Consider the following 14,394-nt stretch of genomic DNA (forward strand, 5'->3'; position numbering starts at 1 on the left):
AATCGACTTTGTGCAGCTTTCTTCTATCTATTAATTGCAATCGTTTACCTGTCATCTTCGAGTCATTTTTTGCAAAGACGTCTATTAATCACCAGAAACTGTCTCAATTCAGCTCTCGAACGACCTCAAAGGTATTTAGAATGACTTGTTCTGTAAGAAGTTTTTGCGTAGGCGACTCCTGTTCGAATACACACTCTTATAGATGCCCTGATGTTTACGTGAACAACACATAGTGCATGAAGCTCACTGTTATCACTGATCCATAATACGTTCTTACGATATCTCATAGTGTCGTTTCAACCTCGCTATAGGGTAGATTTTGCTGCTATCACACGAACACGGTATGGAGTTCACGGCGCACCAAGACAAAAAAACCCACTAGTCATCACTGCGGTAGCGGTTGAAGTTTGAGGAGCAAGTGGGTGCCAGACAAGCACAAGAGAAACTGAGTACTTTCAGATTACACAATCGAAAGGTTCGATTCAGGTTCAATTAAAAATTTCTAAGAAAAACAAATGCTACAAGCGATAAAAGAGGTCTTTATGTCTAAGCAAGATTCAGTTGTTATTGTAAGCGGTGTACGCACACCAATGGGTGGATTTCATGGAAGCCTGGCGGCTGTTTCCGCACCTGAACTGGGCGCAATCGTTATTAAGGAAGTCGTTGAACGAGCAGGCCTTAAGCCTGAAGATGTGCAAGAAGTCATCATGGGGAACGTCTTACCTGCAGGTCTAAAGCAGGGGCCAGCACGTCAGGCGATGCGAAAAGCAGGCTTGTCTGATGCTACCGGCGCCTCATCGATAAACAAGCTATGCGGCTCCGGCATGAAAGCAACTATGCTAGCTCATGACCTCATTAAAGCTGGCACGAATGACATAATGATTTCTGGTGGCATGGAGTCTATGTCTAATGCTCCATACATCTTATCTAATGCTCGTAAGGGCTACAGAATGGGACATGGTGATAAGGTAATGGATCATATGTTCCTTGATGCGCTAGAGGATCCAGAAACCGGTGACCTGATGGGTTCATATGCACAGGAAGTTGCTGATAAAAGGAACATCAGCAGGGAGGAGATGGATAACTATGCGATTCAATCTCTCACTCGAGCTAAAGCAGCAATTGAAGCAGGTCAGCTAAAAGCTGAAATTATTCCCGTTACTATTAAATCCCGTCGTGGCGAAGTCGTTGTTAAAGATGATGAACAACCCTTCAATGCCAATATCGAAAAAATTCCAAGTCTTCGTCCAGCATTTACTAAAGACGGAACAATCACGGCTGCAAATGCCTCATCCATTTCGGACGGTGCATCAGCCTTATTGTTGATGAGAGAAAGTGAAGCAGAAGCTCGTGGACTGAAACCTGTTGCACGCATTGTAGGTCATGCTACCCAGTCTCAACACCCTAAAGAGTTCACCATAGCCCCTGTTGGGGCCATTCAAAATCTGTTTGATAAAACAGGCTGGACCAAGAAAGATGTCGATCTTTATGAAATCAACGAAGCATTCGCCATGGTAGCAATGATGCCTATTACTGATCTAGATTTAGATCCTGAAACAGTAAACATCTTTGGTGGTGCATGTGCTCAGGGCCATCCTGTTGGGTCGACCGGTTCCAGATTACTTGTTACCTTGATTAATGCCCTTAAAGTCAAAGGAAAATCTAAAGGAGTTGCTGCGCTATGTATCGGTGGAGGTGAAGCGACAGCTATGGCAATCGAGTTAATTTAAGACCGGCATGCGCTGGCATGATTAGTAGCGCATCGCTCTGTAACAAAAGCGATGCGTCACTAGGCCTGATTTCCTATGTCAGCCTCAGCTTTTCCTTATTTTGTATCTGATCTGCATGTATTTCCGTGTAGCGTCATAGTGAATTTGGATGCTTGATTATCGTGTTGTCACCTCTCGACAAAGAGAATGGCACTATGAGTGGTGCCAGATACAACCATTTCCTATCCAGAGTTTTATTTTGATAATCGCCCTTTCAATTAACAAAATTCAGCCTTTTTATGAGGCCGTGGTGCAACGATAGTTGAATGCATACACCGAGAAGACTTAGCGAACATAAGAATCCGTAGCCTATCTTCTTAACAAAAGCATTGCCGATAAATACCGGCGCCCCTATACATGAATCTACAAATAAATAACTAATCAATTGGAAAAACATCTGTTATAAATATTACTTCACTTTATAAAGACCATGCTACCAAGCGCTTCCCAGTTGATTCCGTTGCATAACTATTAGATGCACCTTCATTGACCGAAAGCAGCACTGCTAGTACACAACAGATGAAACCGAAAAATCATTACCCCTGCCGCTCCCTGGAATCAATTAGTCATTTTTGTGAAATTGATAATTTAGAGATACATGCCGATAATAAACTATGTAAAAAGAAGCTATATTATCGAATTCATAGTTACGCTAGGGTAGATATTAGTAATAATCAAAGAGGTCTAAATCTTGGATACTGAGAACTTTCTGAACCGACGACTCAATACTATCCATCCAATCGCTTTAGTAGGTCTCTTGAAGGAGAAGGGATTTGGTCTCTCCCAGATACTGGCATTGACAAGCATTAATCCAGAACTTCTAAAAAGTGCAAACCACCAAATAACGTATAGTCAATACCGACAGCTTATACAAAATGCTATCTCGCTTACCAACAACCCAGCCTTGGGATTAGAATTCGGGCATCGCCTGAATATTTCAGGCTCGGGAGTTATTAATATGGGAATTATGGCGGCAAGTAACATTCATGATGCACTGCTATTTTGTGAGCGCACCACGGAGGTCATTAATCCGTCTGTTTCCTTTGTAATAAAACCAAAAGGTAGCTGCCTCACCCTGGAGATCATTGAGCGACTACCTTGGGGGGATACTGGGCACTTTATGGTGGATACCGCTTTTGCCGTACTTGCTAGCATTATCAATTTGCTAGACCCTCTCATAATCCAGCAAATGAAATTCAACTTCATGCACCCCGTACAGGCGCCTCCTTCTTATTACCAAATCAACCTACCCGATGCAACAATCCAGTTTGAGACAAATACTAACAGTTTCAGTCTACCTCTTGATTCTAGTCAACGGAGCTTACCTACTTTTAATCCACAAACGGTTGAACAGGCTGAGAAAATTTTAGAAAAACAAATTCTTAGAATTCATGATAAAAGACTAGCTATCACACTACCTATCCGACAGATGATTCTGGAGAGTGAGGGGGAGATGATATCGAACGAAAAAGTTGCTCAACGCTTCAATATATCTTCAAGAACATTAAATCGTCGTCTGAAAAGTTTTGGCACATCATTTTCTGATATTGTTGCTGAGGTACGATACTCTGTTGCTCGCGACTTACTGAAGAACAGCTCAGATTCCATAGACCAGATTGCATACAAACTAGGGTACAGTGATTCATCGAATTTCAGTAAAGCTTTCAAGATATGGAGTGATAAAACTCCCACTCAGTTTAGGGAATCCTCGGAAGATACTTCTAATAACAAATATGCTAGTTAAGTATATTAATCCAAACCTTAGGCATACTTGCACCTACACCTTCCCCCCAGACTTGCCATTGCAAGTCTGGGGGTGTTCGACGGGTACCGGCGACGGAATCCCCCGTAACGACGAAGGAGCGGAGAGGGGTGAGCCCCCCTGCCCTTAATGAAAATGGCTGTGGGAAGGGTCAAGCTGGAACGGAAAAATTACACAGTAATTTTGAGTAGAGCTTGATGCTTGATGCTTGATGCTTGAAACAGATATTGAAATGACGGGCGCGGCTCAGCGAGTCGCTAATTGAGTGCAACCTTTAAAGAATCAATGAATAGTGGTTTTTCTCGTCAACCCAGCAGCCCGCACGATTGAGATACCCACCTCATAATCATAGCGTTGTGGATGATCATAACTAAATGATCCTGCACCTTTCAATTGATAGGTACTATTCAGGGTATGGATTAGCATATTCTGTAAATCAATTCCGCGTAGTAAATACGTGGAATCTCTCAACTGTCAGAGTTAAGTGTCACACTTGCGCATTATTGAATATAGAAATAAAAGATAACTATAGGATTTAAAAAACAAACCAGAAAGGTAACGCTGAGGGAGGGATTGCTCGTCGTTTCACTCCTCACCCCTTCGAGGCCATCGTTGCAAGCTCCGATGCTGTCTCACTACGTTCGGCTCTCACCCTCACCTCAAATCTCAGACACAAAAAAGCCCAGTCGTCAGACCAGGCTTTTTCGTTTTAAATTTGATGGCGGTGAGGGAGGGATTCGAACCCTCGATACCTTGCGGTATACACACTTTCCAGGCGTGCTCCTTCGGCCACTCGGACACCTCACCAGCTCTCCGATACGGATATCAGAGGCCGCGTACTTTAATGGAATTCGGGGCTTAAATCAAACATATGGAAAGCTTTTTAACGACTTTTTTAGGTTTCGTTAAAAACATTAACTGAGCACAGAATCTAAAGGAGAAAAAAGAAAACCCCGCCGCGGATCTCTCCACTGGCGGGGTAAGTTTGGCTTTAAAAAGGTAAGGGATGGGACATATCCCTAAGGGCTACCTTTTTAGTCAGCCTGACGACGCAGAAACGCTGGAATATCCAGGAATTCCATATCGTCGGTACCGGTTTTCTGTGTTTCAACAACAGGCTCCGGTTCTACAACCGGGTTATCCTGTGCGCGCACAGATTCGTTACGATTACGCATAACCGTTGGCAGTTCCAGCTGGCTGTAATCACTCACAGCACTGGCCGCCCGGCGAGAACCGACAGCCGCTGTAGTGGCATTACTCACTACCCGGATATCCTGTTCAGCAACACCGCCCAGACCAGTTGCAACAACCGTCACTTTAATCTCTTCCGTCATTTCAGGATCGATAACCGTACCTACAACAACGGTCGCATTATCCGAAGCAAACTCTTCAATCACCTGACCTACATCGCTGAATTCACCCAGCCCCAAATCAAGACCTGCAGTGATGTTCACCAAAATACCGCGAGCACCCATCAGATCAACATCTTCCAACAGAGGGCTGCGTACAGCCGCTTCGGCCGCTTCAATCGCGCGATTATCACCGCGAGCTGAACCGGTACCCATCATTGAGGTACCCATTTCAGACATCACAGTACGTACATCGGCAAAGTCGACGTTGATCATACCCGGACGAATAATCAGGTCAGAAATGCCCTGTACCGCGCCTTTCAAAACATCATTTGCTTCATCAAACGCCTTCATCAGGGTGCAGTTTTTACCCAGCACCTGGAGAAGCTTTTCGTTGGGCACGATAATCAGGGAATCGACATTCTCAGATAGCTCTTTGATCCCCTCATCGGCGATCAGCATCCGTTTCTTTCCTTCAAACGGAAAAGGCTTAGTCACGACCGCAACAGTCAGAATACCCAGCTCTTTAGCAACTTCAGCCACAATAGGTGCAGCACCGGTACCGGTACCGCCACCCATGCCTGCCGTAATGAAAACCATATCCGCACCGCTGAGCATCTCAACGATCTGATCCCGGTCTTCCAATGCAGCCTGCCGGCCAATATCCGGATTCGCGCCCGCACCCAGCCCTTTGGTGATCTCACCACCCAACTGCAAAACGTTGCGTGAATCCATATGATTCAATGCCTGAGCATCTGTATTGGCACAGAGAAATTCCACTCCGTCCACATCACTGGATACCATGTGCTGTACGGCATTACCGCCACCACCGCCAACGCCGATCACCTTGATGACCGCGTTCTGCGCTATGTTATTAACTAATTCAAACATGTCCCTTTCCTCCAGGTTCAGTGCCCAACCCGCACCTGTTGTATTGCGTTTTATTCATCTATTTTCTGTCACACCCAGCGAAACTGTCATTCGCCAACTTGTCAGAACCTTTTATTCTTTTAAAGAGGAGCCTTTCTAAAAGCTTTAGAAATTCCCCTGGAACCAGGATTTCATCCGGTTCAATACATTTGGACGCTCGGCACTGTCGTCTTCTACAACAACCGCCTCGCCCACATGCTGATTATCCTGTTTGGCATACTGCAACAAACCAATGCCCGTAGCGTAAATAGGGCTACAAAGGATATCTTCCATCCCCCTAACCCCTTTTGGTAACGCCAATCGAACCGGCATATGAAAAATTTCTTCCGCCAGCTCTACCGCCCCTTCCATCTTTGCGGTACCGCCCGTCAGGACAATACCCGCCGCGGCTAAATCTTCAAATCCGCTACGGCGCAACTCTGCCTGAACCAGGGTAAACAGTTCGTCATAGCGCGGCTCAACAACTTCAGCCAATGCTTGTCGAGACAAGTCTCTGGCTGGCCGGTCTCCAACACTGGGAACCTTGATAGTATCTTCAGCGCTGGCCAGCTGAGCCAAAGCACAAGCGTACTTAATTTTAATATCTTCCGCGTGCGGCGTCGGAGTTCGCAGCGCCATAGCGATATCATTGGTTACTTGATCACCGGCAATCGGGATCACCGCCGTATGGCGAATCGCACCACCGGTAAAGATTGCGATATCGGTGGTACCACCACCCATATCAACCATACATACGCCTAACTCTTTCTCATCTTCTGTCAGTACCGAATAGCTGGAAGCCAGCTGTTCCAGTACGGAGCTGTCCACCGCCAGACCACAACGCTGTACGCACTTTTCAATATTTTGTACGGCATTAACGGCGCCGGTTACCAAATGCACTTTAGCCTCCAGTCGCACACCGGACATACCCAGTGGTTCTCGGATGCCTTCCTGATTATCAATCACATATTCCTGCGGTAATATATGCAGGATTTTCTGATCTGCGGGAATAGCCACCGCACGGGCAGCATCAATCACCCGTTCCAGATCATGCTCCATCACTTCACCATCACGCACCGCGACAATTCCGTGGGAATTCATACTGTTGATATGGCTACCGGCCACACCCACCGTGACCGAATGAATCTTGCAGCCTGCCATTAGCTCGGCTTCTTCCACCGCCCGTTGAATCGAGTGGACCGTGGATTCAATATTTACCACCACGCCTCGTTTTAAGCCGCGCGATTCATGGGAACCAATGCCAACGATATCGATCGTGCCATCAAGGCCAACTTCGCCCACCAGACACACCACCTTTGAGGTGCCTATATCCAGTGCCACGATCATATTGCTCGTCATTGCCATATCCAACCAGTTTCACCTTAAATTTCCGTTTTAGTCTCAAAAACGGAATTGGCAGACCCTTTCTTACCAGCTCTGCACATTATCTAGTCAATTACGGATGTTTTTCATCCGATCAGTACGCTTTGTTTGCCGCAACCGATATTATTTACAACTAAAGCAAAAAATAAACCAAATAATTACTAAAAATCGGTATTTCTTTTAAGACAACGCTTTAGCAATTAAATAATTTATTAAAAAACGCTCTATTTATCTATATCGGCAAATATTTGCCACCTTTAGCGCTAAATACCCTTGCCGCTTCTGACTTTGCGGCAAATATACCATTTATTTACTTACCCCTCTATTTTTATCATATTTCGCAACTTTTTTGTACAAAAAATATACAAAAATCAATATTAAGTTTTGATTATTAATATACACTTCAATATTTAATTTTGACGTTTTTAAGATTTTTCAATATTTAATTTTGATGTTTTTTAGAAATTTCAAAATCTATTTTTGATTTTTCAAAAAAAATCAAATGCGAATATTGATATAAATTATTTCTAACTACTGAGAGATCAGAAGACAATTAACGCAGGAAATAAATTGACTCAACGGTCAGTAGAGTAACTATAACCCGCATCAACGCTACGCCAGTTCTGCAACGTTTCTGACTGCTCCAGGTAGTCTCTAATGCAGGTAGTACCATCTGCCAGGTAACTACTATCAAGAAAGTTATTCAGCACCTCATCCCCCTGAGAGGAGGCTGCCTGAAGACAAAAGGCAAGGTAACGGGGAAATGGCAGGATATCGTTGCGCCAGAGCGCACCGGTATAGTAGCGCCCTACTCTCAATTCATACTCAGCAGGGGTTATGCATTTATTCAGACGATACTCCGTATCATCATAGCCGGTACACATACGGCCACGCCCCCGGATTTTATTGGAAACACCACCCTCTGTTACTACGCTTTCGAGCGGCAAAGTGTCGACCTCTATCCAGCGAAACCGATGCTCACGCTCATAGAGTTCAACAAAGTCTTCCGGGGAACACTCGAACTGACTACAGATAATCTCACAGTGATCAGCAGGCTCAGTAGAACAGGAAGCCAGTTCCCGACTCGTCTGATCAGCGCCATGACGACTCAGAAACACAACACCTACTTTATTAAAGATACGTCGATAACCGGGAACTCTAACTAAACGAAAGTTTTGCAACGCTGGCACAGTCTGTCTGGCAGACGCCTCAGATAATAAAGAACCATAACCAATCACCGAGATCATCAGTCGAGGATCTCAAGCTGTTCCGCATCCGGGTCTGATTCAGAGGCACGCTGAACCAGGGTTTTATCGAGTTCTTTCTTATTCTTCACGCCGAGCTTATGCAGTGAGGCAGCCTGGTTGACCAGATTACCCCGACCACTACTAAGTCGCTTATGCGCCGTATCAAAGGCATTCTGGGTTCTTCCCAGATGACGACCCACGTCATCAAGTGATTCGACAAAGCCAACAAACTTATCGTGTAGCTCACCACCGCGGTGGGCGATCTCCTGGGCAAAACGGTTCTGTCGTTCGTAACGCCAGATATTATTGATCGTACGCAGGGTCACTAACAGTGTAGAGGGACTCACCAGAATAATATTGCGGTCATATGCAGAACTAAACAGATCTTTATCTTGTTGCAAGGCCAATAAGAACGCCCCTTCAACTGGAATAAACATCAACACGAAATCCAGTGAACGAACACCTTCCAGGTTTTGATAGGCTTTATCGCTCAAACCTCGCACATGGTTGCGAATCGATTGCAGGTGTTCCGCCAATGCGCGCTCTTGCTCTGCAACTTCATCAGTGGAGCAATACTGCTCATAGGCCGTCAGCGATACTTTCGCATCAACAATGACATCTTTATCATCTGGCAGCCGGATAATGACATCTGGCATATAGCGCTGCCCCTCTTCATTCAGAGAGACCTGTGTTTCATACTCATAACCTTTACGCAGACCTGATTGTTCAAGCACTCGTTCGAGTATGACCTCGCCCCAGTTGCCCTGAGTCTTGCTTTCACCTTTAAGCGCATTGGTCAGATTTACCGCATCAACACTCATCTGCTGATTCAGCTCTTTCAGGTGGCTGATCTGCTCGTACAAAGAGCGGCGGTCTTTCGCTTCTTTATCGTAAACATCTTCAACTTTACGTTTGAACTCACCCAGCTGATCTTTCAGAGGGGTTAACAAAGAGCCCAAAGAGTCTCTATTCGCAGAAGTAAACTTGGCTGATTTCTCTTCAAAGATTTTATTCGCCAGATTCTGGAATTCAGATTTCAGCTGATCACGCGCTTCCGTCAACAGTTGTAGTTTTTCTGACTGCGATTCGCGCTCGCTTTCTAATCGACTTTCCAGTTCAGCAATACGTGCCTGCCGCTGGCTTAGCAGCCGTTGCAGGTTATCCAGTTGCTCCTGCTGCTCTGCCAGTTGTTCATCCTGATCAAACTTCTGGCATTCCACTTGTTGCAATCGTACCTGATCCAGCTCCAACTCACGTACCTGAACGCTAATCTGCTGTACTTTCTGCTCCATATACTGATTTTTGTCGCTAGCGATACTTTCCTCTGCCTGATAGCGCTCCAGCCGATCCTGTATTTTCAGAATCTCTGCATCCTGTTGCTGCAGTAATGTTTCATGCCGATTTTTAAGCTTCAGTTTCATTAACTGCATCAACATCAGACCAAACAACAAGCCTAGTCCCGCACCAATAATGGAACCTATAAGCGGGTCATTGAGTAATTCAGTCAGCTGAGCAGAAGTCATCGGCATCCCCAACAGAGAGTGTCACTATGTGTTTACTTACCAGAAACGAAACAGCAATCCAGCCGAAATAAGCGTTAATGGCAGCATGATAAACAGGTTTACTTTATTACCAAACATACGCTGGGCAATACCAACCGACAGCGCCGGGAAGGTAAGAAAAATGCTACTCAGCGGAATCCACCACTCCAGCAAACGAAAACCGTAAGCTAAGGCACCAATCAGTGTCAGGGCGCCTATATTACCGGCCATAATCACCACCACCATGCCATTCTTGCTTTGCAAAAAAGCGGATTTATCTTCATCGGCCTGTTTATTCAGCTGCCCGGCACTCAACGCCAAAGACATAGACACAAAACCGGAAAAAAGAAACAGAATCAGCGGTTCCAAGGTGATACTCCAGATTACTTATATATGAGAACTGATATTGTAAGGGATTTTTCAGTCTCAACCTATGGCATAAATAGATATGCGCTTTAAAAAATGCCTTATACTCAGACCAAAGGATGGCGCATAGAGGCCTTTTGCCACATAACCGTCACCAGACAACTCATCAGACTGATCCACTCCTCAGCTGACTGATCACTCACCTGGACTCTGGATGAAATACCTGATTCAGTTATTAACAATAAGCTTTTTGCTACAGCCTATTCCTCTGCTTGCAGACAAAACAAGGCAAAATCTACATAACATCCCTCAATACGAGGTAATCGATGACAGCTATCAGGTATGCCTCTCTGAACAGCTCTATCGCCAATTACTAAACTTTTCACTCTACGGCGTTGGAAAACCGCCAACAGAAGGCTGTTTCAAGGCAAACAGCGGTGCAAAAGCGATTATCCTTCAGTGCCCGGAAAGTGATATTATCCTCTGCCAATTTCGCCTGGAATCCGGTGGTACTAATACTATTGAGGTCTGGGCCAGTAAAGTGATGTTGAGAGAGATAGAATGACCCAGTATCTGGTTGAAGAAGCTATTGAGGATTACGCTTTTATCCACACCGGCGAAGAGCCCCCTTTGTTGCAGGAACTGATCGATAAAACCAACGAGAATATGGGCTGGCCACAGAAGCTCTCTGGCCGTCTGGTCGGACGTACGTTGAAACTGCTCAGCGCGATCCACCAGCCTAAGAATGCTCTTGAAATCGGTATGTTTACCGGTTATTCCGCGCTCTCAATTGCTGAAGGAATGCCAGATGATGGCCGGTTGATCTGCTGTGAAACCAATCCCCGGGCCATTGAGTTTGCTCAGGGATTTTATGATAGAAGCGAACATGGGCATAAAATTGAAGTCATCTTTGGCCGGGCTCTGGAAACCATAGAGAAGCTGGATATTGAGCTAGACTTCACCTTTATCGATGCCGATAAACGTAACTACCTGAACTATTACAACCGGGTAAAAGAGATGACCCGTACAGGCGGACTGATCATACTCGATAACGTACTCTGGTCGGGAAAAGTCGTTCAGCCGGAATCCGATATCGATGACATTCTGGTTGAAACCAATCGTGTGATCGCCCAGGACCCGGATATGGAAAACGTCTTCTTAACGGTACGGGATGGCCTGAACGTAGTCCGAAAAATCCGCTAACGACTTAAGATAGGGCCACTCCACAATGCGTTTTATCCTTCGTGCCAGTGCTAATGAGTTCAGAATAGAAGCCTGCAACAGCGAAACAGCATCCACTATTGCCGCAGAAGATTATCTTATAGAAGATACCGATTCGCTTTTGCGGCTTTACGTAGCAACCGAACGCGACACGCCTCTGTTTAACGCTTTGCAAGCAGTGCGGAACACCGTTCTCGAAGACCTGGATGAAGTAGCCACCCCGGCAGAGGTCTATGGCCTGATACATTGGTTACTGAGTGATAAAGGTATCCGAGCAGAGGGAGCCTCACTGGAAGAAACGGCCGACCGTCTCAGCGATATTGATATTGCAGCCGACAGCGATCAGTATACAGATATCATCTTTCACCTGAAGGATGCGGTAGACCGGCTCTACGAAATGGAACTGGACGACCTGTAGCACGGGCGATTTTAAAAACAGGGAGGACACCATGCGCAAACTGCTGATCGCGATCGTTCTCCTGCTGATGCTCATAGGCAGTTTTTATGCTGCGCTACCCGTCATTGCCGAATACAGCGTACGCCAGGTACTCACCGACCATCAACTCAACGCCAGTTTTGATCTGAAGCGGCCCAACCTCGATCGTATAGAGATCAGCCAGCTCACGCTAAAAAAAGAGACTCCTGATAATCCTTTTACCCTTACCGCCGAGTCCATCAGCATTCGTTTTAATCCCTGGCATTTTTTCAGCACACAGCGGATCGAAACTCTGGAGATTAAAGCGCTGACACTGGCTCTTAAGTTAGACCTGACACCCGATGACCAGCCATCAACGCAGGATGAAGAAAGATCTCAGTTATCATTCCCACCGTTACCCTCCTACCTGTTCAATCAATTACCCGCCGAGGCGATTACTCTGCCAGATGTAGCCATCAATATAGATATTGTCGGCAGCCCGCTCATCAGGAAACTAGCTTTTTCAGGCAGTATTAACACCCACAAAGACCGGTTAGCCCTTAAGGTTAATCAGATTGCAAAAGCACCTGCTACCCAGCTGTACCTGACCCTCAACAATCAGGACCAGGGACAACTAAGCATTGCGGTTAACCAGAACACCGTTGTCCAGAGCAACTTTAATCTATCGGCGGATACTCAACAGCTGGACGTCCAAAGCCAAAACAGGCTACAACTTGAACAACTTAAAGCCCTGCTAGAACAGCCTCTGATCGCTGAAATAGCGGCACCGCTGGATACCAACGTTCTACCAGACCTGTCTGGCACCGTCACAATACAAGGCAACAGTTTAATCCCTCTCAGCACTCCACCTCTCATGGCTGACCATCGATACCAGATAACCAGTGCCGCCACCGTTCAGAATCTCATACCGGAAATCAACCGGTTAAATGTGCAACAGGACAGCACACTTAGATCAGAAAATGGTAATTTCATTCTCAATATTCAACAACTTTCCGCCACCGGAGAGAGCCTCAACACCGGTGGAAACCCCGCCGTCAGCGCAGAAAGCATCCGCTTAGATCTGCAACAGCCGATACAACTTACCAGTTCACTGGATCAGCTGAGCCAGTCGGGTATTCAAAGCATTCACTGGCCTGATACTGAGTTACAACTAGTCATCCAGCCCGTTACGATCAAAACTCAGGGACAACCTAACACCCTTATCAAAACACCACCGGTCAACATTAAACTATCAGCACTGATGCTGGCCGAAAACAGTGTTAAAGCGGAGCTAAGCGCTGACAATATTGCGGTACATTCTGGCCCTCTTCTGCTTCCCCTGATCAACCTGCATAACCGCGCAGTCATCACCCCTGATAAAATCACCAATCGTTTTACTCTCGGCTTGCATGATCCACTACTGGACAGTGAGATCAAAATTACCGGAACAAGCCAGACTGAACCCAAAACTAACCACAGCACCGCCAGCTGGAAAACATCGTTGCCGTTAACCGGCATCGAAAAACTAGCGCTACGATTTGTGCCGCAACTTCCTCCTGAACTCGTCTTCACCGACGGTGAGCTGCAACACAGAGGCTGGCTCGATCAGAATAATTCAGGGGTGGCGCTAAGATTCTTAAACAAGGTCAGAAATACCAGTCTTAGCTACGACCAAACCCACCTATACGACATCAACGGCGGTTCAGAAACGGTTAAGAGCCATCGGGGTAAGCTGAGTGATACTGGACAACTAAAGATCGCCTTTATTGATGCAGGGGTGCCACTGGAGAACTTTTCCGGAAGCTATCGTTTCGAACAAAGCTCAACCGGAAAACGACAGCTGCAACTCGATAGTAGTCATGTAGACCTCTTAGGTGGAACAATCACCACCCTACCGGTCACTATAAACCCGGACGACCCTGTCTTTGACAGCGCCATCGCAGTGACCGGCATCGATCTGCAACAACTCATGGCACTGGAGCAGCAACAAGGGTTGACCGGCAGCGGCACCTTAAATGGACAGATGCCGGTTAGCTTTAAACAGGGACAGCTAAGCATTACGGATGGACAGATAAACAGTACCCCTGAGGGGGGCTGGATCAGGTTTGATCCACCGCCGGCCTTTCTGGCGATGACTCAAACCACTCCGGCACTGGGAATCGTCTTTGATGCTATGCGAAATATGAAGTACCAGAGCCTGGGGATTGAACTGGACTATCAGCCGGACGGAACGGCGCTGCTAAAAACACATCTAAAAGGACACAATCCGGACTGGAACAAAAGCCAACCGGTTGACTTAACAATCAATATTGAGGAAAACATCCCTAAATTGTTACAAGCCCTTCAATTTACTGATAAATTGACGGAAACACTTGAGAAGCGCTACCGTTGATGTAACTACAGGTAATCAAGCATTCAACGGCATTACTAAC

At 46.1% G+C, this 14,394-nt stretch carries 12 protein-coding genes and 1 tRNA gene; 6 read left to right on the forward strand and 7 right to left on the reverse strand.

Annotated features, from left to right (window positions below):
- Positions 1-542: 542 nt before the first annotated feature.
- On the forward strand, positions 543-1,730 hold the full coding sequence (locus AMJAP_RS13190) for a thiolase family protein (protein ID WP_026339929.1): 1,188 nt from the start codon (positions 543-545) through the stop codon (positions 1,728-1,730).
- A gap of 730 nt (positions 1,731-2,460) precedes the next feature.
- Positions 2,461-3,513: an AraC family transcriptional regulator gene (locus AMJAP_RS13195; RefSeq protein WP_019620067.1), complete on the forward strand. Its 1,053-nt coding sequence runs from the start codon at positions 2,461-2,463 to the stop codon at positions 3,511-3,513.
- Between the two features lie 300 nt (positions 3,514-3,813).
- On the opposite strand, the gene AMJAP_RS13200 is transcribed toward AMJAP_RS13195, so the two are convergent.
- From AMJAP_RS13200 to AMJAP_RS13230, 7 genes are all read right to left on the reverse strand, one after another.
- Positions 3,814-3,957, reverse strand: coding sequence for a hypothetical protein (locus AMJAP_RS13200; RefSeq protein WP_156815092.1), 144 nt, complete (start codon positions 3,955-3,957; stop codon positions 3,814-3,816).
- 293 nt (positions 3,958-4,250) lie between these two features.
- Positions 4,251-4,338: transfer RNA gene (locus AMJAP_RS13205), tRNA-Ser, on the reverse strand.
- A 227-nt stretch (positions 4,339-4,565) separates the two neighbouring features.
- A complete protein-coding gene (gene ftsZ / locus AMJAP_RS13210; RefSeq protein ID WP_019620066.1) occupies positions 4,566-5,771 on the reverse strand; it encodes a cell division protein FtsZ in 1,206 nt (401 codons plus the stop codon).
- A gap of 144 nt (positions 5,772-5,915) precedes the next feature.
- Entirely contained in the window at positions 5,916-7,154 is a 1,239-nt protein-coding gene (ftsA, locus tag AMJAP_RS13215) for a cell division protein FtsA (protein ID WP_019620065.1), read from the reverse strand.
- 593 nt (positions 7,155-7,747) lie between these two features.
- Positions 7,748-8,419, reverse strand: coding sequence for a hypothetical protein (locus tag AMJAP_RS13220; protein WP_019620064.1), 672 nt, complete (start codon positions 8,417-8,419; stop codon positions 7,748-7,750).
- On the reverse strand, positions 8,419-9,942 hold the full coding sequence (locus tag AMJAP_RS13225) for a DNA recombination protein RmuC (protein WP_236588725.1): 1,524 nt from the start codon (positions 9,940-9,942) through the stop codon (positions 8,419-8,421). Before AMJAP_RS13225 ends, AMJAP_RS13220 begins: the two co-directional genes overlap by 1 nt.
- 36 nt (positions 9,943-9,978) lie before the next feature.
- Positions 9,979-10,329 (reverse strand): hypothetical protein, encoded by a 351-nt coding sequence (locus tag AMJAP_RS13230; RefSeq protein WP_019620062.1) that lies wholly within the window; start codon positions 10,327-10,329, stop codon positions 9,979-9,981.
- A gap of 211 nt (positions 10,330-10,540) precedes the next feature.
- On the opposite strand from AMJAP_RS13230, the gene AMJAP_RS13235 reads away from it, so the two are divergent.
- The 4 genes from AMJAP_RS13235 to AMJAP_RS13250 are packed head-to-tail and all read left to right on the forward strand — an operon-like array spanning position 10,541 to position 14,354.
- Positions 10,541-10,891 carry a hypothetical protein gene (locus AMJAP_RS13235; RefSeq protein WP_019620061.1) on the forward strand — a complete coding sequence of 117 codons (351 nt, stop codon included), beginning with the start codon at positions 10,541-10,543 and terminating at the stop codon, positions 10,889-10,891.
- Positions 10,888-11,529: an O-methyltransferase gene (locus AMJAP_RS13240; protein WP_019620060.1), complete on the forward strand. Its 642-nt coding sequence runs from the start codon at positions 10,888-10,890 to the stop codon at positions 11,527-11,529. Before AMJAP_RS13235 ends, AMJAP_RS13240 begins: the two co-directional genes overlap by 4 nt.
- Before the next feature lie 25 nt (positions 11,530-11,554).
- Positions 11,555-11,965 (forward strand): hypothetical protein, encoded by a 411-nt coding sequence (locus AMJAP_RS13245; RefSeq protein WP_019620059.1) that lies wholly within the window; start codon positions 11,555-11,557, stop codon positions 11,963-11,965.
- Between the two features lie 31 nt (positions 11,966-11,996).
- On the forward strand, positions 11,997-14,354 hold the full coding sequence (locus AMJAP_RS13250; protein WP_019620058.1) for an intermembrane phospholipid transport YdbH family protein: 2,358 nt from the start codon (positions 11,997-11,999) through the stop codon (positions 14,352-14,354).
- The last annotated feature ends 40 nt before the right edge of the window (positions 14,355-14,394 follow it).

Source organism: Amphritea japonica ATCC BAA-1530, from assembly GCF_016592435.1.
Lineage (GTDB): Bacteria > Pseudomonadota > Gammaproteobacteria > Pseudomonadales > Balneatricaceae > Amphritea > Amphritea japonica.

Excerpts from the sequence above, each read along its gene's own strand:
- AMJAP_RS13190 (WP_026339929.1), top strand. The coding sequence starts at position 543 with ATGTCTAAGCAAGATTCAGTTGTTATTGTAAGCGGTGTACGCACACCA.
- AMJAP_RS13200 (WP_156815092.1), bottom strand. The coding sequence starts at position 3,957 with ATGCTAATCCATACCCTGAATAGTACCTATCAATTGAAAGGTGCAGGA.
- ftsZ (WP_019620066.1), bottom strand. The coding sequence starts at position 5,771 with ATGTTTGAATTAGTTAATAACATAGCGCAGAACGCGGTCATCAAGGTG.
- ftsA (WP_019620065.1), bottom strand. The coding sequence starts at position 7,154 with ATGGCAATGACGAGCAATATGATCGTGGCACTGGATATAGGCACCTCA.
- AMJAP_RS13220 (WP_019620064.1), bottom strand. The coding sequence starts at position 8,419 with ATGATCTCGGTGATTGGTTATGGTTCTTTATTATCTGAGGCGTCTGCC.
- AMJAP_RS13225 (WP_236588725.1), bottom strand. The coding sequence starts at position 9,942 with ATGACTTCTGCTCAGCTGACTGAATTACTCAATGACCCGCTTATAGGT.
- AMJAP_RS13235 (WP_019620061.1), top strand. The coding sequence starts at position 10,541 with ATGAAATACCTGATTCAGTTATTAACAATAAGCTTTTTGCTACAGCCT.
- AMJAP_RS13240 (WP_019620060.1), top strand. The coding sequence starts at position 10,888 with ATGACCCAGTATCTGGTTGAAGAAGCTATTGAGGATTACGCTTTTATC.
- AMJAP_RS13245 (WP_019620059.1), top strand. The coding sequence starts at position 11,555 with ATGCGTTTTATCCTTCGTGCCAGTGCTAATGAGTTCAGAATAGAAGCC.
- AMJAP_RS13250 (WP_019620058.1), top strand. The coding sequence starts at position 11,997 with ATGCGCAAACTGCTGATCGCGATCGTTCTCCTGCTGATGCTCATAGGC.